Source organism: Amycolatopsis sp. 2-15 (assembly GCF_030285625.1).
In the GTDB taxonomy this organism is placed as follows: domain Bacteria; phylum Actinomycetota; class Actinomycetes; order Mycobacteriales; family Pseudonocardiaceae; genus Amycolatopsis; species Amycolatopsis carbonis.
In genome coordinates, this window is sequence record NZ_CP127294.1 from 6,716,870 (window position 1) to 6,739,287 (window position 22,418).

The window sequence follows — 22,418 nt, forward strand, 5'->3', positions numbered from 1 at the left end:
ACCGCCGTCAGGCGAACACGACGTCCGCGGTCGCCACGGCCTCGGTGCGCGCGGAGTCGACCTGCAGCGCCGCGCCGCCGTCGGCGGGCACGCCCGTCGCGAGGAGGTGCTCGCCCGCGAACACCGGGCGGCGCAGGCGGTAGGACAGCGACGGGGTCGCGCGTTCCGGAGCCCGGGTGCGTGCGAGCTCCAGCAGGAGCAGCACGAGCAACGGACCGTGCACCACAAGACCCGGGTAGCCCTCGGTGCCGGTGACGTACGGCTCGTCGTAGTGGATGCGGTGCGCGTTGGCCGTCAGCGCGCTGAACCTGAACAGCAGCACGGGATCCGGCGTCCACGCCTGCTGCCATTCGGCGGCCGACTCCGGCTTGCCGCTCACGTCGAGCGCGGCCAGTGCGGTCCGCCCGGCGTCCTCGCCGGAGCGGTAGACGATGTCCTGCTCCTCGACCACGCGTACGGTCCCGTCCTGGCTGATCTCCGACCGCACGGTCACGAACAGCATCTCGCCCGTCCGGCCGTGTTTCACCGCGACCTCGCCGAGCGACCGCGTCCGTTCGGCCGGCGTGCCCAGCACGAGCGGCGCCCGGACCTGAAGGCGTCCGCCCGCGAACATCCGCCTGCGGTCCGGCAGCGGCGGCAGGAAGTGGCCGTCCGCCGGATGGCCGTCGACGCCGATCTCCGAATGCCGCGGCCACTCCAGGAAGTACAGCCAGTGCCACAGCGGCGGCAGCGCCTGCCCCGCGGCGGCGGCCGGCCGCGGCAGGTCCAGCGCCGCGGACAGCGCGGCGGCCGGTCCGGACGGGAGCGCGTCGGAGTCGGTGACCGGTTCGGGAGACCACGACTCGACATAGGAACCCAGCGCGTTCATGGTCTTGGCCTACCACACCACCGCGCGGCCCGCAGTCAGGCTGTGACGAGCTCCGCGAACTCGTAGATCAGCCGCGAACGCCGCGAGGCGACCCACGCCAGGGCGACCTGGCCCGGCGGCAGGTCGCCGACCGGCACGTGCGTGACGTCCGGGCGCGTGTAGTACTCCGAAGTGGACAGCGGCACGATCGCGATGCCCAGACCGGCGGCCACGTGCTCCAGCTTCTCCTCGATGCTGCGGAACCCGCGGGGCCGCGCGCCGCCGCCGGTGCGCAGCTCGGTCGCGACGGCCCGCCACTCCGGCACCGCGTCCGGGTCGTTGAGCAGGTGCTCGTCGGCGAGGTCGGCCACGTCGACGGACTCCTTGCCCGCCAGGCGGTGCGATGCCGGCAGGATGGCCACGCGCGGCTCGCTGAACATCGGCCGCACGGTGAGCCCGCGCGGGTCCACCGGCAGCCGGACGATGCCGACGTCGGCCCGGCCGTCGTGCAGCACCTGGGTCTGGTCGTCCCACGTGGTCCGGACCAGCTCCACCTCGAGATCGGGATGGCGCTCCGTCAGCGCCCGCACGGGCTCGGTCACGGTGATGCCGGGCATGAAACCGATGGTGAAGGTCGAAGCGCCGCGCGCGGCCAGCGCGACGCGGCGCCGCAACGCGTCGGCCGAGGCGAGGATCGGCCGGCTGTCCTCGAGCAGCTGCCGGCCGGCGGCCGTGAGCTCCGTCGAGCGCCGGTCGCGGACGAACAGCTGCGCGCGCAGCTCCTCTTCCAGCGCCCGGATCTGGCGCGACAGCACGGGCTGCGCGATGTGCAGCCGCTCCGCCGCCCGGCCGAAGTGCAGTTCCTCGGCCACGGCGACGAAGTAGCGCACCTTCCGCAGATCGACGTCCACCTCGGGCCTCCCGTCCCTCGCCCGCCCAGCCTAGGCCGTCCGCGGCGCCGCGGACGGGTCGAGACCGACGCCCGGGTGAGGCCGCGAGTCAGCCGGCGAAGCGGCCCACGGCGACGAACACGGTCAGGACCAGCAGCACCACGTTGACCGGCACGCCCTTCGGCTCCTTGCGCCGCGCGTGTACCACGATCGCCCCCAGGGCCACGATCGCCAGGCCCACCGCCGCGATCGGCGTGAGGACGGGCACGATGCCCAGCGCCTGCGGCAGGATCAGGCCGATCGCGCCGAGCACCTCCGCGAGCGCGATCAGCTTGACCGAGGTGTCCGAGAAGTCCTCGACCCAGCCCATGTTGGGGTTCTCCAGCAGCTTCTTCCGCGGCGTGGCGAGCTTCATCCCGCCCGCACCCAGGTACAGCACTGCCGAAATCCCCGCCGCGATCCACAACGCGATGTTCATGCCCGCTCCCGATCCGTCCGACTCATGTAGTTGAACGCTACACTGTTCGAGGTCGAATCGACGAGCGGCACGGGCGCCGGAAGGTGGGAGGGGAACCTTCCGGCGCCCGTCCGGTCACCGCGGGCTGACCGTGATCGACTGGCCCGGGCGCAGCCGGATCTGCTGCTTCCAGCTGCCCGCGCGCAGTTCGGTCTCGGTGCCGCCAACGCTGCGCACGACCGCCTTCGTGACCTTGCCGCGCCGCCATTCGAGGTCGACCTCGAACCCGCCACGGGCACCGATGCCGGTCACGTGCCCGGACTCCGCCCAGGCCGACGGCAGTGCGGGCAGGAGCTCGATCACGCCGGAGCGGGAGTACAGCAGCATTTCCAGCACCGCGGTCGGCCCGCCGAGGTTGGCGTCGATCTGGAAGATCGTGTAGCTGCCCTGGCTGTACATGTCGAAGAAGTTGGCCGCCGTGCCGTTGCCGTTGTTGAACGATGGCCGCAGGATGGTGAGGAAGAGCTGGTACGCGCGGTCGGCGTCCTTGAGCCGGGCCCAGCACGCCGAGCGCCACGCGCAGCCCCAGCCGAAGGTGTCCATGCCGCGGGCGATCAGCAGGTTGCGCACACCGTCGATCAGTTCCTTCGACGCGGTGTCGGTGTTGATGCGGTCACCGGGGAAGAACCCGATGAGCGGCGAAAGGTGCCGATGGGTCGTCTCCCCCAGGTTCTCCGGCACGAGCCACTCCTGCAGCCAGCCGGTGACCGGGCTGACGGTCGGCAGGTGCAGCCGGTCGCGCATCCCGGTGATCGTCTTGCCGTAGTCGCCGTCGCGCCCGAGGATCTGCGTCGCCTGCGTGAAGTGACCGAACAGGTCGTGGACGAGCTCCTGGGAGTAGGTGTTGCCCTGCGCGTCGGGACCCTGCTCGGGCGACCAGTCGGTGTCGCTGACGAGGTAGTCCTTGCCGTCGATGGTCTTGGTGACCAGGCGCGCCTCCCAGAACTCCGTCGCGCCCTTCAGCACCGGGTAGACCTTCGCGAGGTAGGCCATGTCCTGGGTGAACTCGTAGTGGTCCCACAGGTTGTTGCACAGCCACGCGTTGCCCGCCGGGTGCCACACCCAGCCTGAGCCGCCGTAGATGTTGGTGGAGAACGCGATGGCCCAGCCGGCGATCTTGCCGGTCGAGTTGCGGAACCGGTTGCGCGGGTCGTTGAACAGCCGCTTCGTCGTGTCGGTCCACGAGGGCAGCTGCGCGAGGCAGTAGTCCGCCAGCGCGCTGAAGCACTCCTTCAGGCCCGCGCGGTCGGCGAGCCAGTAGTTCATCTCCAGGTTGATGTCGGTGTGGTAGTCGCTGTACCAGTCGGGCGAGTTGTTGTTGAGCCACAGGCCCTGGAGGCTGATCGGGAGCCCGCTGCGGGAGCCGGTGATCGTCAGGTACCGGCCGAACTGCACGTAGCTCGCTTCGAGCTCCGGGTCCGGCGTGCCGGGATCGGTGTAGCGCACCGCGATGCGCGACCACGAGTCGAGGGTGCGCCGGTTGGCCGGCGACTGCCCGAGGTCGACCTTCATGCGGTCGAACAGCTTGCGGTAGTCCTGCACGTGCGTGGCGAGCAGCGCGGTGCCGGACGCGGCGGCCGCGGCCTTCACCTTGCCCACGGCCACGGAAGCCGGGTTCGCCCCTGCGTCCAGGTAGTGGCGCGCCGCGTCGGGCACGTAGTTGGTGCCGCCGCAGATCACGATCACCACTTCGCTGCAGCCGGTGAAGGTCACCTCCGTGCCCGAGACGCTGACGCGCCCGCCTTTCGACGCTGCCGTGACGGCGCTGCTGTACTTCAGGCCGTTCGCGAAGGTGCCACCCAGCGAGACGGCGCCGCCGCCTGCGGTCGGCTTCTCGTCGCGAGTGCCTTCCAGCGTCACCGAGCCGGTGTAGGAACCGCCGCCCTGCTGCGTCAGCCGGATCACCACGACGTCGTCGGGGTAGCTCGCGTAGACCTCGCGCCGGTAGGTCGCGCCGCGCAGGCCGTAGGTCGCGGTGACGAGGCCGTTGCTCAGGTCCAGGGTGCGCCGGTAGCCGCTGACGCCCGTGTGGGCGGGCAGCTTCAGCCGCACCTTCGCCAGGAGGCCGAAGCTGCCGAAGTCGTCCTTGCCGTACGGCAGCTGGCCGTCGTCCTGCACGGTGTCGTTGAGCCCGCCGGTCCAGAGCGACGAGTCGGTGAAGTACAGGTAGTCGGCCGCGGGGTCACCGCCGACGAGACCACCGATCCGACCATTGCCGATCGGCAGCGCCTGCTCGATCACGTGCGACTCGACGGCCGGCGCCGGGTACCACAGCGTGGTCGCGGCGTTGTCGGCGACGAGGTCGGCAGACGGCGGCCGCGCGGGCGACGCTTGCGCCGTGAACGGGCGAAACCCGCTCAAGGCGAAGCCTGCGCCGACGGCACCACCGAGCTTGAGAAACGTCCGGCGGGAGGGCGGGGAGGAGAGGTCCGACATGACAGGTCCGTTCGTCGTCGAAGGCGGAATCCGGCCGTGAGCGAGGCCCAAAGCTCGCCAAACATAGGATGTCTGCCCGAACCTGGTCAAGATTCTTCGGAATTATTTCCCTGCCAACGACGGAGGTGGATCGGTTTCCGCCGGAGCCGGATCAAACCCCTCGGAGGACTCGGGTGGCGGTCCCACCGCCGGCGGGAGCCGCCACCCGCACCCGCGCCCTCAGCAGGTGCTGGGCGCGGGCTTGCCCGCCAGCCGGTCGGCGAGGTAGGCCAGCGCACCGGGCGCGCCCTGCACCGCCACCGTCACGTGGTCGCCGACCGGGATCCGGCGGTACTGCACGGAAACGCCCTGCGCGCAGTACGTGCGCTCGAGCTGGTCCACCGGCGGCGAGAACGCCAGCTCGTCGAACACACCCTGGTAGACGTAGACCGGCGAGCCGGGCTTGAAGCGGCCCATGGTGTTCTCGGCGATCACGCGCTTCACCGCGGGCACGTCGAGCAGCTGTGGCACGGTCGTGTAGTCGCGCATGCGCCGGAACGCCTGCCCGACCGTGAACTGCGCGATGCACTGCTTGCCGCCCTCGGCGAACGCCTCCTTGCCGCGAGCGTTGAGCAGCGTGTCCGTGTTGATCTCCGGGTACGCGGGCCAGTCCGACGGCGGCGCCCACGTAAATGCCCGCGAACGGGCCGCCGTCGATGTGGCGCGCGATGTAGTCGAGGTCCGCGGGCACGCCGCCGGCGGCGACCCCGGCGAACTTCAGCTCCGGCGCGTACTGCGGCTGCAGCTCGTTGGCCCATTCGCTGGCCAGTGCGCCGCCCGAGTAGCCGATCAGGCCGGTCGGAGTGCTCGGGCCGGCAAGCCCGGCGGGCGGGAACGACTGCGCGGCACGGATCCCGTCCAGCACACCGTGGGCGGTGTTGGCGGCGGCCGCCCACTCGGAGTCCGGGCCTTCGTAGTCGACGGTCACCACCGTGTAGCCCGCCGCGACGAGCGGGAGCATCAGCGCGAGCTCCTCGGCCGGCAGCGCCGTGCCCGTAGTCAGGACGTAGGACGGCGCGCAGTCGGTGGTCAGCCCGTCCTGCGCGGTCTGGTACGACACCAGCTTGCGCGCACCGCCCGCCGGCGGGTTCACCGGCTGCATGATCGTGGCGACGTCGGCGATGGCGGCGCCGTCGGTGTCGGTCGAGCGGTACTTCACCTGCCACGCGCGCACCGGCACGGGCAGGGTCAGCGCCCGGACGGTGACGGGGCGCGAGTCGAGCACGGTGCCGGGCGTGACCTCTGCGAACGGCGAAGGCTGGGCGTAGAACGGGTCGCTCGCGGGGTTTCCGGGCGACGGCGCGGCGGTGGCGGACGGCGCGGCGGCCGTGAAGACCGTCGCGGCCATCGCGGTGACGGCGGCGAGGGTGGAGAGCTTTCGGCGGATGTCGGCGTTGACAGTGGGCACGGGACCTCCAACTCAATACCAATCGGTATCGGGTCAGAGACTCATCAGATGACCTGGATCACAGTCAACGAAAAACGTCCAGGTGAGGGAGCTGTAGTCTCCGGCTCATGGCCCCTTCGCGGACCCCACGCCGTCGCCCGAGCCGCGCCGAGACCCGGCGCAAGATCATCGACGCCGCGGGCGAGGTGTTCGCCCGCCAAGGCATCGCGGCCACGTCGCTCAACGACATCGCCGCGGCGGCCGGCCTCACCAAGGGCGCGGTGTACTCGAACTTCGAGGGCCGCGACGACCTCGTGCTCACCATCATGGAAGAGCACATCGTGGAGCGCATGCGGTCGGCCACCACGGCGTTCGACGAGCTGAGCGATCTCGGCGAGGCCACCGCCGAGGCGGGCGCGCGGCTGGCCGCCGGCGTCGACACGGACGCGACCTGGCACCGGCTCCTGCTGGAGTACTGGGGAATCGCGATGCGCAACCCCGCCGTCCACAAAGGACTCGCCTTGCGCCGGGCCCAGCTGCGCGACGCCATCACCGCGGCCGTCGCGCGCGCCGCGACCCAGCACGGCGTCGAGCTGCCGCTGCCGCCGGAGCAGCTCGCCGTGGTGGTGCTGGCGCTGTCCAACGGGCTCGCGGTCGAGCGCGGCGTCGAAGCCTCGGCGGTGCCGGACTCGCTCTTCGCCGACGTGCTGAAGCTGCTGGTCACGCCACGCGGGATCAGTGGTAGCGCAGAGCCACCGGATTCTCCTGCTCCGCCAGGTACTGCCGGAAGGTGATCACCCCGTCGGTGTGGCCGGGCGCGAGGTTCCCGCCCTCGGCGTAGGCGCGGAACAACGCGCCAGGCAGCCGCACCGGCAGCACCCGTTTGGTCCGGCCACTCGCCGCCAGGACCGCCTTCGCCAGATCCGTCGCCGCCAGCACCTCCGGTCCGCCGAAGTCCGGCGCCCGGCCCGCGGGCTCGGCCTTGGCCAGCTCGGCCAGGCGCACCGCGAGGTCGCGCACGTCCACGGGCTGGAACCGCCAGCGCGGCACCGGGACCACGGGCAGCCGGGCCGCACCTGCGAGCACGGTGCGCACGAGCGAGTGGAACTGCGTCGCGCGCTGAATCGTGTGCGGCAGCCCGGAACTCGCGAGCACCTGCTCGGCCGCGAGTTTCGCCGCGTAGTAACCGAGCGGCACGCGGTCGACGCCGACGATGGACACATACCCGACGTGCGGCGGATTGCCCGTCCAGCGAGCGGCCTCCACGAGGGTGCGCATCATGGCGACCTCGTGCCGGTAGTCGGTGGCGCAGTGCAGGACGACGTCGCAGCCGGCCAGTGCGGTGTTGATGCCGCGCCCGGAGCGCAGGTCCCCGACGACCCATTCGACGCTGCCTCCGCCGCGGCGCCGGCGGCTCAGAGCGCGCACCCGCTCCCCGGCCGCCACCAGGCGTTCGACGACCACACTGCCGAGCTGACCGGTCCCGCCGGTCACCAGGATCCGTTCCGGCACGCCGCCCCTTCCCGGCACCACCGCCCGGCCGGACGGCTTCCGCGGCCATCCTGGCACGCGCCCCGCCCAGCCCGAAAGCCGTGTGCGTCAGCGGAAGATCAGCGCACCACGCCGAGACGTACCGCGTGCAGGCCCGTCGACGCGATCGGCTCGCCGCAGTGCGCGCACACGCTCTTCAAGTGCAGCTCTTCACCGCATTCGTGCTCGTACACCGTCGGCGGCGGGCCCTGACGGATGAACCGGTCGCCCCACTGCATCAGGCCGAGCAGCACCGGTTGAAGTGCCTTCGCGGACTCTGTCGGCAGGTATTCGAAGCGCGGTGGGTGGTCTTCGTACTGGCGCTTCTCGAGCACGCCGGCCTCGACCAGCTTGCGCAGCCGGGCCGCGAGGATGTCGCGGCTGGCCCCGGTGTTCTCGGCGATCTGGTTGAACCGCCGCTCGCCCAGCATGATCTCCCGGAGCGCGAGCAGGCTCCACCGCTCGCCGACGACCTCGAGCGCGTCCGCGATCGAGCACTCCCGGCCTCGCGTCGCCATCCGTCCCACCTCCGTTGCCCCAGCAGGAATTTCCAACCTAGCACGTCACCGGCGCGGTGCGAGGTGGCCGACAGCCCCGGTTCAGTGAGTTGTGTTATCAAACTCGGTGGGCGTACAACGGGATCAAGCGGCTATGCGAGGAGGCAGGTCATGAGGGACGCGGTCATCGTCGACGCGGTACGGACACCGATCGGCAAGGGCAAGCCCACGGGGCGGCTGGCGGGGGTCCACCCGGTCGACCTGCACGCACACGCCATCCGGTCGCTCGTCGAGCGAACCGGCATCGACCCCGCGCTGATCGACGACGTGATCAGCGGTGCGGTCGGGCAGATCGGCGAGCAGAGCATGAACACCGCGCGCTGGGCCGCGCTCGCCGCGGGGCTGCCGGAATCGGTGCCCGCGGTGACCGTCGACCGCCAGTGCGGCAGCAGCCAGCAGGCCATCCACTTCGCCGCGCAGGGGGTGCTGAGCGGTGCGTACGACATCGCCATCGCCTCCGGCATCGAGTCCATGGGCCGCGTGCCGATGGGCAGCCAGATGGCCGGCAAGGACCCGTTCGGCGCCGGGGTCGCCGCGCGCTACCCCGAAGGTCTCGTGCCGCAGGGCATCAGCGCGGAGCTCATCGCCGCCAATTGGGGCTTCTCGCGCGAACAGCTCGACGCGTACTCCGCCGAGAGCCACCGCCGCGCCGCCCAGGCGTGGGCCGACGGCAAGTTCGCCGGCGAGGTCGCCGCGCTCAAGGCACCCGGCCCCGACGGCACCCTCGTGGACGTGACCACCGACGAGTCGGTGCGCCCCGGCACCACACCGGAGGTCCTCGCGGGCCTCAAGCCGGCGTTCAAGGCCGACCTGTGGTCGGAGCGCTTCCCGCAGATCGACTGGCGCGTGACGGCCGGCAACTCCTCGCCGATCAACGACGGCGCCTCCGCCGTGCTCATCACCGGCAGCGACACGGCGAAGAAGCTCGGCCTCGAGCCGCGGGCGCGCCTGCACTCGTTCTCCGTGGTCGGCGACGACCCGCTATACATGCTCACCGGCGTGATCCCGGCGACCCGCAAGGTGCTGGACCGCGCGGGCCTGAAGCTGTCGGACATCGACGCGTTCGAGGTCAACGAAGCGTTCGCCAGCGTCGTGCTGGCGTGGCAGGCGGAACTCGGTGCGGACCTGGACAAGGTCAACATCAACGGCGGCGCCATCTCGATCGGCCACCCGCTCGGCGCCAGCGGCGGACGCCTCATGACAACGCTGCTGTCGGTGCTGGAGCAGACCGGCGGCCGCTACGGCCTGCAGACCATGTGCGAGGCGGGCGGCCTCGCGAACGCGACCATTATCGAACGCTTGTGACCCGGTCCCGGGACGCCCACCATCCCCCGGCGTCCCGGGACCGCCGCTACGTTGGCGGCATGGGGTGGAACCTGCGTGAACTCATCGGAAGGTACGACGTCCCGGGTGCGCAGGTCGCCGTGCTGGCCGACGGGGAGATCCAGGACGAGGCCGCGGGTGTGCTCAGCCTGCACACGCGAGTCGAGGCCACGACGGAGTCGGTGTTCAAGATCGGTTCCATCACCAAGATCTGGACCGCCACCTTGGTCCGGCAACTGGTGGACGAGGGCGTCCTGGACCTCGATCGTCCCGTCCGCGACTACCTTCCCGGGTTCCGGCTGGGCGACGCGGTCGCCACCGCGTCCCTGACCGCCCGCCACCTGCTCAGTGTTGCGCGGCAAGCGGTTCCACGACGTGCTCCGCGAACACCTGGTCATTCCGCTCGGTCTGCGCGCCGTCGCCGTCGACCCCTACGAGGCGATCCTGCACCGCGCAGCCGTCGGCCACGTCGAGGCGGACGGCGAACTCGTGCCCACGCAGAGCTGGGCAGTCCGTTACCACTGCGTGCCCAGCGGTTCGCACCTCGCGATGAGCGCCCGCGACCTGCTGGAATTCGTCCGCCTCCACCTCACCGACGACACGTTCGCGGCGCTGCGCGAACCCCAGCTCGGCTCCGTCCCGGACTTCGGCGGCGGCATCGTCGGCTGGGGGCTCGGGTGGATGCTCCACCGCGACGGCGTGCTCGGCCACACCGGCGTCTCGAAGGGACAGAAAGCCTTCGTTCGCGTGGCGCCCTCGGCGGGCGTCGCGGTGGCCGTGCTCACCAACAGCTCAGGTGGTGAACCGATGGCTTACGAGATCTTCGGCGCGGTGCTCAGGGAGCTCGCCGGGGTCGAGACGACCCCGCTGCCCGTACCGCCCGCGAACCCGGCTCCGATCGACCCGGACCGCATGGGCGGGATCTACCGCACCACGGCATACGACATCACCCTCGCCGTCGACAACGGCCGTGCCTTCCTCACCCACTGCCCCCGAAACTCGTGCATCGGCAAGCCCGAGAACCGAGTCGAGGTCGTCCGGCTCGGTGACAGCGCGATCATCACCGTCGAGCCGAAGTCCGGTGTCCACCAGGTGCTGTCGGTGGTGGGCTCCGACGAGCTCGGCCGCGCCCGGTTCCTCCACAACGGAGCCGCCGCGTACCGCATCGGCTGATCGTCAGGAGTCGTCGGCTTCCAGCCCGTCGCGGTCGGCCCACTCCAGCAGGGGTTCCAGTGAGAACACGGCATCGTCGATACCCGCGTGCAGGTCGCCCAGCTCGGCGAAGCGCGCGGGCACCGTGGCGATGGTGCACTCGCGCGGCTCGACGTCGTCGACTTCGTCCCAGCGGATCGGCGTCGACACGGTGCCCTCCGGCACTCCGCGCACGGAATACGCGCTGGCGATCGTGTGGTCACGCGCGTTCTGGTTGTAGTCCACGAACAGCTTCTTCGGATCGCGGTCCTTGCGCCACCAGGTCGTCGTCACCTCGTCGGGCGCGCGCCGCTCCACCTCGCGCGCGAAGGCCAGCGCCGCGCGGCGCACGTCGGCGAAGCCCCAGCGGGGTTCGATGCGGACGTAGACGTGCAGCCCGCTGCCGCCCGAGGTCTTCGGCCAGCCGACGGCGCCGAGCTCGTCCAGCACCTCGTGGGCGACGTGCGCGACGCGGCGGACCGTGTCGAAGGGACAGTCGGGCATCGGGTCGAGGTCGATCCGCCATTCGTCGGGCTTTTCCGTGTCCGCACGCCGCGAGTTCCACGGGTGGAACTCCACAGTGGACATCTGCACCGCCCACGCCACGTGCGCCGCCTCGGTCACGCACAGCTCGTCGGCGTAGCGGCCGTAGCGGGGGAAGTGCACCCGCACGGTCTCCAGCCACGGCGGCGCGCCGTTCGGCACGCGCTTCTGGTGCACCTTCTCCCCCGCGACGCCGGCCGGGAACCGGTGCAGCATGCAGGGGCGCTCCCGTAGGGCGCGCACGATGCCCTCGCCCACCGAGAGGTAGTAGTTCACCAGGTCCAGCTTCGTCTCGCCGCGGGCCGGGAAGTACACCCGGTCCGGGTTGGAGATGCGCACCATGCGGTCCCCGACCGCGACCTCCACCGCCGAGTCTTTCGCCATGACGTGACGGTAACCGTTGCGCGGCGCGGGCGCGATCAGATCCGCACGAGCCGCACCCAGCCGTCGCCCGTGGCCGGGGAGGACAGGTGCCACGTGTCCGGCCCGGAGATCGGCGTCCAGCTCCAGTCGAGGCGGTAGTCCACGGGCCGGGGCCGGCGGGCGCGGTCGAGCCAGTGGTAGTCCAGCCGCAGCAGGAACCCGGCAACCGGTCCCGCGGCCGCGATGCGTCGCCCTACCAGCGGCACGACGCGGCCCTGGTCGGCGAACGTGTCGACCATCGTGCACTCGCAGAAGTAGGCGAGGGTGCCGATCTCCGGCGGGGCGGCCACCGTCGCGTCGCCGATCCGCGCGCCGATTTCCCGGCCGACGCGGGCGTAGTCGGCCGCCGTGGCCCAGCTGCCGAAGATCGGCGGTGCCGTCCAGGGCACCCCGCGGTGCACGTCGAGGTATGAGGCCGGCAGCACGACGAGCGCGAACGCCAGGCTCGCCACGCCCACCCGGAACGCGCCACCGCGCGCCAGCCACCCGGCGCCGACCACGAACACGACGGTGAGCGCGACGATCGGCGCCACGTAGTACCACTGGTAGGGCGGCACGCCCAGCAGCGAGTACGCGCCGTAGTACGCCAGTCCGCCCAGCCCGAGCACGCCCACCGGCCCGAACCGCGCGGCCTGGTCACGGCGCACGACCAGCCACCCCAGCCAGCCGAGCAGTGTCACCAGACCGGCTACGGCCGGGGCGAACGCCACCAACGTCGCCTTCCAGCGCTTCGGGTCGAGGTAGTACTCCGGCCCGTTGCCGTAGGTGTACTCACCGAACGCGCCCTGCGTCGTCTTGATCAGGAACGTGTCCGGGATCGCCGAGCCGAGCGCGAACCAGCTGAAGACGAACCAGGGCAGGGACACCACGAGTGCCACGCCCACCACCGGCAGCAGCCGGCGCCGCAGCGCGCCGACCCCCAGCGCGAACAGCACCACGAAGACCACCAGATCCAGCCGCACCAGCACCGCGAGCCCGGCCACCACGCCGAACCCGACCGCCCGGCCCTCCAGCGCATAAGCCGTGAGCAGCACCAGCGCCGCCGAAATCAGGTGCACCTCCAGTCCGGTCGCCGACAGCACGAACGGGTTGACCAGGATCGCCGCCGTCCCCGCCACGGCCGTGAAAAACGGCAGCCGCAGCGCCCGCGTGATGCGCGCGAACCCCCAGCCCACGGCCGTCATCGCCGCCACGAAGACGACTCCCGCGCCGGCCACCGGGTGGACCTGGCCGCCCGCGACCCGCGTGAGCGTGCCGCCGAGGGCGAGCAGCAGGACGTTCAGCGGCGAGGTTGCCGAGTTCGCCGTCTCGGCCTCGACCAGTCCCCAGTGGAAGTGCTCGGCGAGGTTGCGCGCGTACCCGAGCGTGATGAACGAGTCGTCGATCAGGCTTCCCCGGACGCCGAGGAACACCACGGCGGAGACCAGGGCCACCGTGGCCGGCCACAGCAGTGCCCGGCCAACGCCGCGTTTCGCGGGCTCCCCCGGCTCGGCCGGGAGACGCGCGGCGGCCACGGCCCGGCCCACGTCAGGTCCCGTCGCCGCGCACGAGGTAGAGCACCTGCTCACCGGCCCACGGCGACGCGATCCGCCACTGCGCCAGCACGTTCCCCGGCGCGGCCCCGCCGACTGGAGTCGGGACCAGCGCGTACTCGGGCTTCACGGCCACCGCGCCGTAGTCGAAGTGGTGGAAGTTGAGGTCGACGAGCTTGCGGCCGAACGAGCCCATCGTCGCCTCGCGCTGCGTGATGGCCGGGCCGACGGCACCCCGGTCGTCGAACAGATCCACGATCGAGCAGCCGCAGCTGTAGGCGAGCACCCCGATCTCTCCGCCACTGCGCACCGTGCCGCCGCCGACGAGCCGGCCGAGCTCCGGCCCGATCCGCTCGTACTGGGCGGTGGTGGTGTGGTTGGACATGATCGGCGCGAACGGCCGCGGCAGCCCACCCCAGACGTAGAACACCGCACTCACGACCACCAGCCCGACCGCGGCCAGCACCGCGGGCGCCCCGGCCGTCCAGCGGGAGACCGCCGGCGCGCGCCCGGCCACGGCGGCGACCGCAGCGGCGAAGAACAGCGTGGTCACGGCGATGCTCGGCGCGTAGTACCAGTGATACGGCGGCACGTGCAGCCGCGAGTACGCCAGGTAGTGCACCACCCCGGCCGGCACGAGCGCCACGAACGGCAGCAGCGTTCGCGCCGCGGGGCCGCGCCGCACCAGCGTGAGGAGCCAGCCCAGGAACGCCACCACGCCCAGCGCCGCCGGGAGGAACGAAAGCCAGGCGGCCCAGGGGAAAACGCCTTCGTAGAGCGCCGGGCCGTTCGAGAACCCATAGGCGCCCCAGGACTTCTGCAGCGTCTTGATGATCAGCGTGTCGGGCACCGCGGAACCGAGCACGAACCAGCTGAACACGAACCACGGCAGTGCGACCACGACCGCCGCGAGTGCCGACTTGCCGAGCCCGACCCAGAACCGCGCCCGCAGCAGGACCACCACGATCGCGATCAGCACCAGGTCCACCCGGATGAGCACGAGCACGCCCGTGGCCACGCCGACGAGCACCGGCCGTCGCTCCGCCGAGAACACCAGCAGAGCCACCACCGCCGCGACGCCGAATTCGACCTCGAGCCCGATCGACGAGATCAGCAGCGGGTTCACGGTGAGCAGCGCGACGGCCAGCGGCGAGAACCACCGCGGCAGGCCCGTCCGGTCACCCAGGCGCGCCAGGCCGACGGCGATGACGACCTGGCACAGCACGTACAGGATCGCCGCGGCCAGTACTGCGTCGCGCACCACCAGCGTGAACCCGGCCAGCACGAGCACGCTCAACGGCGACGTCGCCGTGTTCGCCGTGCCCAGCTCGATCAGGCCCCAGTGCCCGTCGAACGCGAGGTTGCGGGCATAGGAGAGCGTGATGAAGGTGTCGTCGATCAGGTGGTGGCGGAACAGCGCGAACACGCCGGCCGAGACCACGGCCACGACGAGCGCGAGCACGCCGTGGCGGCGCGGTGCCGGTCGGGCGTCTTCGACGTCGCCGGGTGCGGTGGTGCTGGTCGATGCCACGCGGACTCCTCGTCGGGAGGGGTCGGGCGGGGTCTCAGCGCGCGGGCACCAACGTGAAGTGCCCGATGCCCTTGGCGGCCGAGTACACCGTCCACGAGTCGGGTCCCGAAGCCGGGCCCTTGCCGTAGAGAAGCCGGTAGTCTACCTGGCGCGGCGGCTGGTTCCGGTCGAACCAGTGGTAGTTGATGCGCAGGCCGAGCCGCGAGACGGCCCCGTCCTCCGCGATCCGCTTGCGCACGATCGACGCGACCTGGCTGCGGTCGGAGAACACGTCGAGGATCTGGCAGTCGCAGTAGTACGCGAGCGTGCCGATCTCGCCCGGCCCCGCCACCGACGCGCCGTTGAGCCGCTGCCCGAGCTCCCGGCCCACCCGCGCGTAGTCGGTCGAGCTCGCCCAGTTGCCGAAGATGACCGGCGAGGGCCACGGCACCCCTTGCGCGAGGTCGATCGAGACCATGCCGAGCGCCGTCACCCAGGCCAGGCCGAGGGCCGTGAGCGGCGCGGCCTTGCGCAGGCCCGGCCGCCGGCCCGACTCGGCGAGCCAGATGCCGGTCATCAGCACGGCGAACGAGGCGATCGTGGCCGTCGGCGTCACGTAGTACCAGTGGTACGGGCCGACGCCGAGCGTCGAGTACACGATGTAATAGACGACGCCGCCCAGGCCGAGCCCGACGACGGGCGCGAGGGCCGGGAAGTCGTCCCAGCGGCGCGCGAAACGGAGGCCGGTCCAGGCCAGCAGCACCGCGGTGCCCGCGACCGCCGCGGCGAACGTGAAGATCACCGTCACCGGCTGGTACAGGAAGTACATCACCGGGCCGCTGAAGTAGCCCCAGGCGCCGAAGAGGCCTTCCTGGTCCTGCTTGATGACCAGCGTGTCGGGGATGAACGAGCCGAGCGCGAACCAGCCGAACAGGAACCACGGCGCGGCGACGAGGACAGCCGTGCCGAACGCGCGCCAGAAATGCTGCCGGATGGCGCGTGTGCTGAACGTGATGATGAGGACGAACACGACGAGGTCGAGGCGGGTGAGCACCGTCAGCGCCGCGAACACCCCGAACAGGACCGGCCGGCCCTCGACGGCGAACACCGTGAGCCACAGCAGGATCGCCGGCACGAGCAGGACCTCGAGGCCCGTCGCGGAGAGCAGGAACGGGTTCACGACCACGATCACGACGCCGAGCAGCCCGACCCACGTCGCCAGTCCGAACGAGCGCGCCAGGCGCTGCCACGCCCAGCCGATGGCGGCGGACGAGAGCACGGTGAGCGCACCGAGCGCGAGAACCGGGTGCGCCGCGCCGCTGATGCGCGTGATGAGCGTGAGCAGCCCGAGCAGCAGCACGTCGAGCGGTGAGGTCGCCGAGTTCGCCGTGGTGCCCGGCACCAGCGCCCACTCGCCGTGGAGCGCGAGGTTCTTCGCGTACGCGAGCGTGATGTACCCGTCGTCGGTCAGGCTCCCGCGTACGAGGAGGAACGACAACAGGCCCAGCAGGGCCGCGGCCCAGGGCAGCCAACGGAAGCGCACGGAGCGTGACCGTACGGCACTGCTGGACCGGGGCTCGACACGGCTGCCCGCGTCTTCCGGGATCGTGACCACTGACTCATCCACCGACATGGTCCGGGAACAATAGGGGGTGTTCGTTGCGGCGATGCTAACGCCCCCGCCCGTGACGCCCCGGTCTTTCAGACCAAGGCGTGGCGGCACGAGCGTTCGGCGTCGGCGCTCTGGTCGAGCACGCGTGCGGCGACGCGGCCGATCGCGGCGTCGAGCTCGGCGCGGTCGCCGGTGCCCCAGTCGGCGAGCCGCTCGGCCGGCCAGTCGCGCCAGGCGCCCACGAGCTTGCCGAACTCCTCGCGCCCGGCCGCGGTGAGCGCCCAGCTCCCGCCGGAGAACTTCAGGTAGCCGGTGAGCTCGAGTCGTGCGAACGCCGGTTCCAGCACCTGCGGGGCACGCCGTAGTGCGACCCGATCGCCGTGAGCGTCGCGGGTCCACCACGGCGTTCCCGCAGGTGGACCTGCACGAGGCACCACAGGCCGCCGTGGTCGAGCTCGGAGCCCGACCGGGCCGCGATGGCGGGCGCGACCTTGCGCCGCTCGCGGAAGAAGAGCGTGGCGACGGCCCGTTCCAGCTCGCGGTCGTGGTCGCGCGCCACCGGCATCGCGAACCCGTCGCCGAGGTCGGGCGCGGCCGCCCTGGACGTGTCACGAAGCGGCACCTCCTTGAGAAAGAACGCCAGCGCCAAAGCGACGAGGCCCACCGGAGCGGCCGACAAGAACACCACATGCAGTGAATCGCTGTAAGCGGCGATCACGGGCTGTGACAGCGCCGGCGGCAGCTGGTGCAACGCCTGCGGCACCTGCGTCGCACGCGGATCGACGCCCGGTGGCAGGGGGTGCGCCGCGAGTGCGCCGGCCAGGTTCGGGCCGAGCTGGTTGGCGTAGACCGTGCCGAAGATCGCCGCGCCGAACGAGCTGCCGATGGACCGCAGAAGGTGACACCCGGCGTGGCGACCCCGAGGTCGCGGTAGTCCACGGTGTTCTGCACCGCGATGGTGAGCACCTGCATGCCGAGGCCGATCCCGAGGCCCAGCACCGCCATGTACAGCGCCGACTCCCAGAAGCCCGTGTCGGAGTCGAGGCGGGACAGCAGGTAGAGCCCGGCCGTCATCAGCGCGGAGCCCACCAGTGGGAACACCTTGTACCGGCCCGTGCGGCTCACCAGGTTGCCGGACAGGATCGACGCGAACAGCTGCGCCAGCACCATCGGCAACAGCCGTACCCCGGACGACGTCGCCGAGACGCCTTGCACGTACTGCATGTAGGTGGGCAGGTACGACAGCGCCCCGAGCATCGCGAAGCCGACGACGAAGCTCATGATCCCGGCCACGGTGAACACCGGGTTCCGGAACAGCCGCATCGGCAGCATCGGTTCCTTCGCCCGCAGCTCCACGAGCACGAAGAGCCCCAGCAGCAAGGCCGAGCCGATCGCCATCCTGATGATCGTCGGCGAGACCCACGCGTACGTGGTGCCACCCAGCTCGTCACGAGCGTCAACCCGGTGGCGGCGAGGCCGATGAGCAGGATGCCGAGGTAGTCGATCAGGGGCTTGAGGACGGCCCGCGCGTTGGGCATCGCGGACGCGGCCACGATGAGCACCACCACGACCAGCGGGATGTTCACGTAGAACGCCCAGCGCCACGACAGGTGGTCCACGAAGAAGCCGCCGAGCATCGGCCCGGCCACGGTCACCACGCCGAACACCGAGCCGAGCGCGCCTTTGGTACTTGCCGCGCTCGCGCAGCGGCACGACGTCGGCGATGAGTGCCGTCGAGGTGACCATGAGGCCACCGCCGCCCAGCCCCTGCACGGCCCGCCACACGATGAGCCACTCCATGCTGTCGGCGAAACCGCAGAAGAACGACCCGACCCCGAAGATCACGACGGACAGCTGGAACATCAGCTTCCGCCCGAACAGGTCGCCGAGCTTGCCCTCGACCACGGTCATGATCGTCTCGGCCAGCAGGTACGCGGTCACGACCCACGACAGGTGCCCCGCCCCGCCGAGGTCACCCACGATCGTGGGCAACGCGGTGCCCACGATCGTCTGGTCCAGCGCCGCGAGCAGCATGCCGAGCAGCACCGCGCCGAACACCCGCGTTGATCTTCCGCCGCGACAACCCGGCCCCCAGCGCGGCCGGCTCCTCCTGCGTCACCTCGGTGGTGGCCGTCATGCGCCTCCTCGTCACCCGCTCGCGGCGGTCGTTCCCGCGGGTCCACCGTAGGGCGCGGTGTCCACTGTGGATAGCTACTCGTTCCGGTGACGGGGCCACCCGTGACGCGTCACATTGACCGAACGGGTGAGCGTGGCCAGAGTGTCCCTCGTGGACTACGTGGACGAACGCTCCGGCCGCCGCTACCCGCTCGACCCCCTGCGCTGGTGCGGGGACGACGGCGCGCCGCTCACCGTGGAGGCGCTGCCGGGCATCACGCGCGAGCAGGTGGACACCGCCATGCGGTCACTGTGGCGCTACCGCGCCGCGCTGCCGGGCGAGCTGCGGCCGATCTCGCTCGGCGAGGGCTGCACACCGCTGGTCGAGCGGCCGTGGCGCGGGCACGACACGCGGTTCAAGCTCGAGTGGTTCAGCCCCACCGGGAGCTTCAAGGATCGCGGCAGCAGCGTCATGCTCTCCGCGCTCGCCCAGGCCGGCGTGCGCGAGGTCCTCGAAGACAGCTCCGGCAACGGCGGTTCGTCGGTGTCGGCTTACGCGGCCGCCGCGGGCATCGCGGCCACGATCCTCGCGCCGGAGTCGACGTCGCCCGCGAAGATCCTGCAAAGCCGCGCGTACGGGGCGACGGTGGACCTCGTGCCGGGCACGCGCGACGACACCGCCGCCGAAGCCCTGCGCCGCTCCGGCGAAACGACGTACGCGAGTCACAACTGGCACCCGTTTTTCTTGCAGGGAACCAAAACACTCGCGTACGAGCTGTGGGAGGACTTCGGCTTCACCGTGCCGGACACGGTCGTGACCGTGGCCGGCGCGGGCAGCATCGTCCTCGGCCTCGACCTCGGGTTCGGCGAGCTGCTGGCCGCCGGCGCGATCACGAAACGGCCGCGCCTGCTCGTCGCGCAGCCCGCGAACTGCGCGCCGATCGACGCGGCCTTCCGCGCCGGGGCCGAGCACGCCGTGCCGACGGAGTTCGCGCCGACCATCGCCGAGGGCACCGCCATCCGCGAACCCGTCCGCCTCCCCGAGGTGCTCGCCGCCCTCCGCCGCTCGGGCGGGGCGACGGTGGCGATCGCCGAGGACGAGATCGCCCGCGCCGCGCGGGAGCTCCCGCGGGTCGGCCTCTACGCCGAGCCGACCAGCGCCACCGCGGCGGCCGCCGTCGACCTCTTCCGCGCCGCGGGCGTCCTCGCGCCCGGCGAGACCACCGCCGTGATCCTCACCGGCTCCGGGTTGAAGGCGGCCACCACGATGAGCACGCTGATCTGACCTCGCGCCCGGTCAGCGGTCGTGGCTGCGCCGGTCGTAGGAGACCGCGTAGATCGCGCTGCGGGCGGCCAGGATCGGGTCATCGGACAGCTCGATGCCCTCGGTGAGCAGCGTGGGGTCGAAGACCTGGGAGTTCCAGTGCTTCTGGTCGGTCACCTCGGCGGTGATCGCCAGGCGCCCGGCCGTGATCTCCGTGCGTTCCTCCGGCCAGACCAGCGTGGCGTCGTTCGTCGGGTCGCCAGGCTCGCCGAGCTGCACCTTGAGCGTGAACTCGACGGGGCCGCGCACCAGCCGCTCGCCGAGCTCCTCGGTGAGGTGCTCGGCCGACCAGTCGCCACCCTCGCCGGCGGCGAGCACGTGGTCGCCGGCCTCGGGCACCCAGCGGTAGCGCACCGGGCGCAGGGAACCGTCGGCGGCGCGCCAGAAGAACGCGTGGATCGCCCAGTAGGTGGTGGTGCCGTAGCTGACCGGCGTGGGCAGCTGCGACGCGGTGAACAGGCCCGGGCCCGCGCTCGGGTGGGCGCCCACGTGGGCCTGCACCTTGCCGAGGTCGGGCGCGCCCGTGGCCGGGTCGGGCTCGGCCGACTTGAGCAGCGCGAGGAAGTCCTCGGGCGTCGCGGCGATGAACCGGTCGAGGTTCACGCCGACGATGTCGGTGTTGCCACCGCCCGGGAGGTGGAACTTCACCGCGAGCCCGCGTACGGCCGTGCCGGCGTCGGGCAGGTGCGGGTTGGTGTCGGTGTGGGAGAACCGCACGGTCGCGCGAACGGGCTCGCCTCGCAGATGCGCCGCCGTGGTGAGGTCGGCGGCGACGCCGGACGGGACGAAGGTGGCGTCGTAGCAGACGCCCCGGGCATGGGCCCGGCGGTAACCCGGGTAGGTGCCCTTCAGCTGCTCGATCTCGTCCACGATGGACACGGAGAGCTGGGACGCCGGCAGTTCGGTGGTCATGTCGCGAAGGTAACGGCCGTCGCGCGTGCGCGCCCGCCGCACTACCCTCCCGGCCACGGAAGTGTTCCTGAAGTTCCCCGCGAACCTGAGAGATATTCTGAAATCCCGGTCACCGCAATCGCCGGCCCGCGCGGATCAAGCCTTGATCAAGTCGCCGGAAGAATGGCGCCGGTGTCAAATCGAGGGAGCGTTTTCCCGGGATTTCCCCCGAGTGAGGTGTCGCACACCTTAAGTCTTCCTTGCTGTGCTTGGTCGCGCGCGCTCGCACCGCTAGCGTCACGCAACCATGGATTCCACAGTGGTCGCCAATGAAGGCGACAGCTACACGAAAGCACTGGGCAACCGCCAGGTGCAGATGATCGCGATCGGCGGCGCGATCGGTGTCGGCCTCTTCCTCGGGGCCGGCGGCAAGCTCCAGCAGGTCGGCCCGTCGCTGGTGCTCTCCTACGCCATCTGCGGCATCGCAGCGTATTTCGTCATGCGCGCTCTGGGTGAACTCGTGCTGCACGAGCCAAGTTCCGGCAGTTTCGTCACCTACGCCCGCAAGTTCATCGGGCCGTGGGCCGGTTTCGTCTCCGGCTGGATGTACTGGGTGAACTGGGCGATGACCGGCATCGCCGAGATCACCGCCGTCGCGATCTACGTGCACAAGTGGCTGCCCGACGTGCCGCAGTGGATCACGGCGCTCGTGGCGCTCGGTGTGCTGCTCGGCGTGAACCTGGTGAGCGTGAAGCTGTTCGGCGAGCTGGAGTTCTGGTTCTCCGTGGTGAAGGTGCTCGCGATCGTGGTCTTCCTGATCACCGCGATCGGGCTCGTGTTCGCCGGCGCGAACATCGGCGGTACCCCGGCCGGCGTGCACAACCTGACCGACCACGGCGGCTTCTTCCCCGCGGGCATCGGCATCGCGCTGATGACCCTTCAGGCGGTGATCTTCGCCTACTCCGCGATCGAGGTCGTCGGCATCGCGGCCGGCGAGACCAAGGACGCGCGCAAGGTGCTGCCGAAGGCGATCAACGGTGTCGTCTGGCGCATCGGCGTGTTCTACGTCGGTTCGGTGCTGCTGCTGGCGATGCTGATGCCGTGGTCGTTCTACAGCGGCGCCGAAAGCCCGTTCGTCACCGTCTTCTCACGCCTGGGCATCGGCGGCATCGGCGACGTGATGAACGCCGTGGTGCTCACCGCCGCGCTGTCGTCGTGCAACTCGGGTCTCTACTCGACCGGCCGCATCCTGCGGGCGCTGGCCGACCACGGCGAGGCGCCGAAGTTCGTGGGCCGCATGAACAGCCGCCACGTGCCCTACGGCGGCATCCTCTTCACGTCGATCGTGTACGTGCTCGGCGTGGTGCTGAACTACCTCGTGCCGCAGGAGGCGTTCGACATCGCCATCGCGGTGGCCTCGCTCGGCGTGGTGGCCACGTGGGCCACGCTCATCTACTCGCAGATGCGCATGCGCCAGGCCGCGCTGCGCGGCGAGGTCGAACGGCCGAGCTACCGCATGCCCGGCGCGCCCTACACCGGCTGGGCCACGCTCGGGTTCCTCCTGCTGGTGGTCGTGCTGATGGGTTTCTCCGACGGCGCGGAGAAGATCGCGTTCTACTCCATCCCCGGGCTCGCGATCGTCCTGGCCGTTGGCTGGCGGATCGTGTCGCGCCGGCGCGGCGCGCGCGTCGGCGACAACGCCTGAGCCCGGCACCGGGCCGCGCCGCACACGCCCGGCCGGGCACCGTTCC

18 protein-coding genes and 3 pseudogenes are annotated in these 22,418 nt (G+C 71.2%); 7 read left to right on the top strand and 14 right to left on the bottom strand.

Going from position 1 to position 22,418, the window contains the following annotated elements:
- Window positions 1-7: 7 nt before the first annotated feature.
- From QRX50_RS33280 to QRX50_RS49860, 6 genes and pseudogenes are all read right to left on the bottom strand, one after another.
- Window positions 8-868 (bottom strand): HTD2 family dehydratase, encoded by an 861-nt coding sequence (locus tag QRX50_RS33280; protein ID WP_285967067.1) that lies wholly within the window; start codon window positions 866-868, stop codon window positions 8-10.
- Between the two features lie 35 nt (window positions 869-903).
- Complete coding sequence (locus tag QRX50_RS33285) at window positions 904-1,758, bottom strand: LysR family transcriptional regulator (RefSeq protein WP_285967068.1); 855 nt, start codon at window positions 1,756-1,758, stop codon at window positions 904-906.
- An 88-nt stretch (window positions 1,759-1,846) separates the two neighbouring features.
- Window positions 1,847-2,215: a DoxX family protein gene (locus QRX50_RS33290; protein ID WP_285967069.1), complete on the bottom strand. Its 369-nt coding sequence runs from the start codon at window positions 2,213-2,215 to the stop codon at window positions 1,847-1,849.
- Window positions 2,216-2,329: 114 nt separating this feature from the next.
- Complete coding sequence (locus QRX50_RS33295; protein WP_285967070.1) at window positions 2,330-4,690, bottom strand: glycosyl hydrolase family 95 catalytic domain-containing protein; 2,361 nt, start codon at window positions 4,688-4,690, stop codon at window positions 2,330-2,332.
- Between the two features lie 219 nt (window positions 4,691-4,909).
- Window positions 4,910-5,320, bottom strand: coding sequence for a lipase family protein (locus QRX50_RS33300; RefSeq protein ID WP_353074177.1), 411 nt, complete (start codon window positions 5,318-5,320; stop codon window positions 4,910-4,912).
- Window positions 5,321-5,342: 22 nt separating this feature from the next.
- A pseudogene (locus QRX50_RS49860) lies at window positions 5,343-5,831 on the bottom strand (lipase family protein); the annotation flags it as partial.
- Between QRX50_RS49860 and QRX50_RS33305 the strand changes: the two are divergent.
- Both QRX50_RS33305 and QRX50_RS33310 read left to right on the top strand, forming a co-directional pair.
- Window positions 5,794-5,997, top strand: a complete 204-nt coding sequence (locus QRX50_RS33305) for a hypothetical protein (protein WP_285967071.1) — start codon at window positions 5,794-5,796, stop codon at window positions 5,995-5,997. The pseudogene QRX50_RS49860 and the gene QRX50_RS33305 overlap by 38 nt on opposite strands.
- 247 nt (window positions 5,998-6,244) lie before the next feature.
- Window positions 6,245-6,910: a TetR/AcrR family transcriptional regulator gene (locus tag QRX50_RS33310; protein WP_285967072.1), complete on the top strand. Its 666-nt coding sequence runs from the start codon at window positions 6,245-6,247 to the stop codon at window positions 6,908-6,910.
- Here the strand turns inward: QRX50_RS33310 and QRX50_RS33315 are convergent.
- Window positions 6,852-7,628, bottom strand: coding sequence for an SDR family oxidoreductase (locus QRX50_RS33315; protein WP_285967073.1), 777 nt, complete (start codon window positions 7,626-7,628; stop codon window positions 6,852-6,854). The genes QRX50_RS33310 and QRX50_RS33315 overlap by 59 nt on opposite strands.
- Before the next feature lie 98 nt (window positions 7,629-7,726).
- Complete coding sequence (locus QRX50_RS33320) at window positions 7,727-8,164, bottom strand: winged helix-turn-helix transcriptional regulator (RefSeq protein ID WP_285967074.1); 438 nt, start codon at window positions 8,162-8,164, stop codon at window positions 7,727-7,729.
- A gap of 150 nt (window positions 8,165-8,314) precedes the next feature.
- Between QRX50_RS33320 and QRX50_RS33325 the strand changes: the two genes are divergently transcribed.
- From QRX50_RS33325 to QRX50_RS33335, 3 genes and pseudogenes are all read left to right on the top strand, one after another.
- Window positions 8,315-9,508, top strand: a complete 1,194-nt coding sequence (locus QRX50_RS33325; protein ID WP_285967075.1) for a thiolase family protein — start codon at window positions 8,315-8,317, stop codon at window positions 9,506-9,508.
- Between the two features lie 59 nt (window positions 9,509-9,567).
- A pseudogene (locus QRX50_RS33330) lies at window positions 9,568-9,823 on the top strand (serine hydrolase domain-containing protein); the annotation flags it as partial.
- 54 nt (window positions 9,824-9,877) lie between these two features.
- Window positions 9,878-10,699: a serine hydrolase domain-containing protein gene (locus QRX50_RS33335; RefSeq protein WP_285967076.1), complete on the top strand. Its 822-nt coding sequence runs from the start codon at window positions 9,878-9,880 to the stop codon at window positions 10,697-10,699.
- A 3-nt stretch (window positions 10,700-10,702) separates the two neighbouring features.
- Here QRX50_RS33335 and ligD read toward each other — a convergent pair whose 3' ends face one another.
- The 5 genes and pseudogenes from ligD to QRX50_RS33360 form a co-directional block, all read right to left on the bottom strand.
- Window positions 10,703-11,644 carry a non-homologous end-joining DNA ligase gene (ligD, locus tag QRX50_RS33340; RefSeq protein WP_285967077.1) on the bottom strand — a complete coding sequence of 314 codons (942 nt, stop codon included), beginning with the start codon at window positions 11,642-11,644 and terminating at the stop codon, window positions 10,703-10,705.
- A gap of 35 nt (window positions 11,645-11,679) precedes the next feature.
- Window positions 11,680-13,209 (bottom strand): hypothetical protein, encoded by a 1,530-nt coding sequence (locus QRX50_RS33345; RefSeq protein WP_285967078.1) that lies wholly within the window; start codon window positions 13,207-13,209, stop codon window positions 11,680-11,682.
- Between the two features lies 1 nt (window position 13,210).
- Window positions 13,211-14,746 carry a hypothetical protein gene (locus QRX50_RS33350; protein ID WP_285967079.1) on the bottom strand — a complete coding sequence of 512 codons (1,536 nt, stop codon included), beginning with the start codon at window positions 14,744-14,746 and terminating at the stop codon, window positions 13,211-13,213.
- A 34-nt stretch (window positions 14,747-14,780) separates the two neighbouring features.
- A complete protein-coding gene (locus QRX50_RS33355; protein WP_285967080.1) occupies window positions 14,781-16,268 on the bottom strand; it encodes a glycosyltransferase family protein in 1,488 nt (495 codons plus the stop codon).
- Between the two features lie 158 nt (window positions 16,269-16,426).
- Window positions 16,427-18,474: pseudogene (locus QRX50_RS33360) on the bottom strand (MDR family MFS transporter).
- A 141-nt stretch (window positions 18,475-18,615) separates the two neighbouring features.
- Here QRX50_RS33360 and QRX50_RS33365 point away from each other — a divergent pair.
- Window positions 18,616-19,737: a threonine synthase gene (locus QRX50_RS33365; protein WP_285967081.1), complete on the top strand. Its 1,122-nt coding sequence runs from the start codon at window positions 18,616-18,618 to the stop codon at window positions 19,735-19,737.
- A 12-nt stretch (window positions 19,738-19,749) separates the two neighbouring features.
- Here QRX50_RS33365 and QRX50_RS33370 read toward each other — a convergent pair whose 3' ends face one another.
- On the bottom strand, window positions 19,750-20,688 hold the full coding sequence (locus tag QRX50_RS33370) for a catalase family peroxidase (RefSeq protein WP_285967082.1): 939 nt from the start codon (window positions 20,686-20,688) through the stop codon (window positions 19,750-19,752).
- A gap of 286 nt (window positions 20,689-20,974) precedes the next feature.
- Here QRX50_RS33370 and QRX50_RS33375 point away from each other — a divergent pair, with 286 nt between their 5' ends.
- Window positions 20,975-22,372 (top strand): amino acid permease, encoded by a 1,398-nt coding sequence (locus QRX50_RS33375; RefSeq protein WP_285967083.1) that lies wholly within the window; start codon window positions 20,975-20,977, stop codon window positions 22,370-22,372.
- Window positions 22,373-22,418: the final 46 nt, after the last annotated feature.

Bases quoted from the DNA above. Each gene is read 5' to 3' on its own strand.
- QRX50_RS33280 (WP_285967067.1), bottom strand. From the start codon at position 868: ATGAACGCGCTGGGTTCCTATGTCGAGTCGTGGTCTCCCGAACCGGTC.
- QRX50_RS33290 (WP_285967069.1), bottom strand. From the start codon at position 2,215: ATGAACATCGCGTTGTGGATCGCGGCGGGGATTTCGGCAGTGCTGTAC.
- QRX50_RS33295 (WP_285967070.1), bottom strand. From the start codon at position 4,690: ATGTCGGACCTCTCCTCCCCGCCCTCCCGCCGGACGTTTCTCAAGCTC.
- QRX50_RS33310 (WP_285967072.1), top strand. From the start codon at position 6,245: ATGGCCCCTTCGCGGACCCCACGCCGTCGCCCGAGCCGCGCCGAGACC.
- QRX50_RS33320 (WP_285967074.1), bottom strand. From the start codon at position 8,164: ATGGCGACGCGAGGCCGGGAGTGCTCGATCGCGGACGCGCTCGAGGTC.
- QRX50_RS33325 (WP_285967075.1), top strand. From the start codon at position 8,315: ATGAGGGACGCGGTCATCGTCGACGCGGTACGGACACCGATCGGCAAG.
- ligD (WP_285967077.1), bottom strand. From the start codon at position 11,644: ATGGCGAAAGACTCGGCGGTGGAGGTCGCGGTCGGGGACCGCATGGTG.
- QRX50_RS33370 (WP_285967082.1), bottom strand. From the start codon at position 20,688: ATGACCACCGAACTGCCGGCGTCCCAGCTCTCCGTGTCCATCGTGGAC.
- QRX50_RS33375 (WP_285967083.1), top strand. From the start codon at position 20,975: ATGGATTCCACAGTGGTCGCCAATGAAGGCGACAGCTACACGAAAGCA.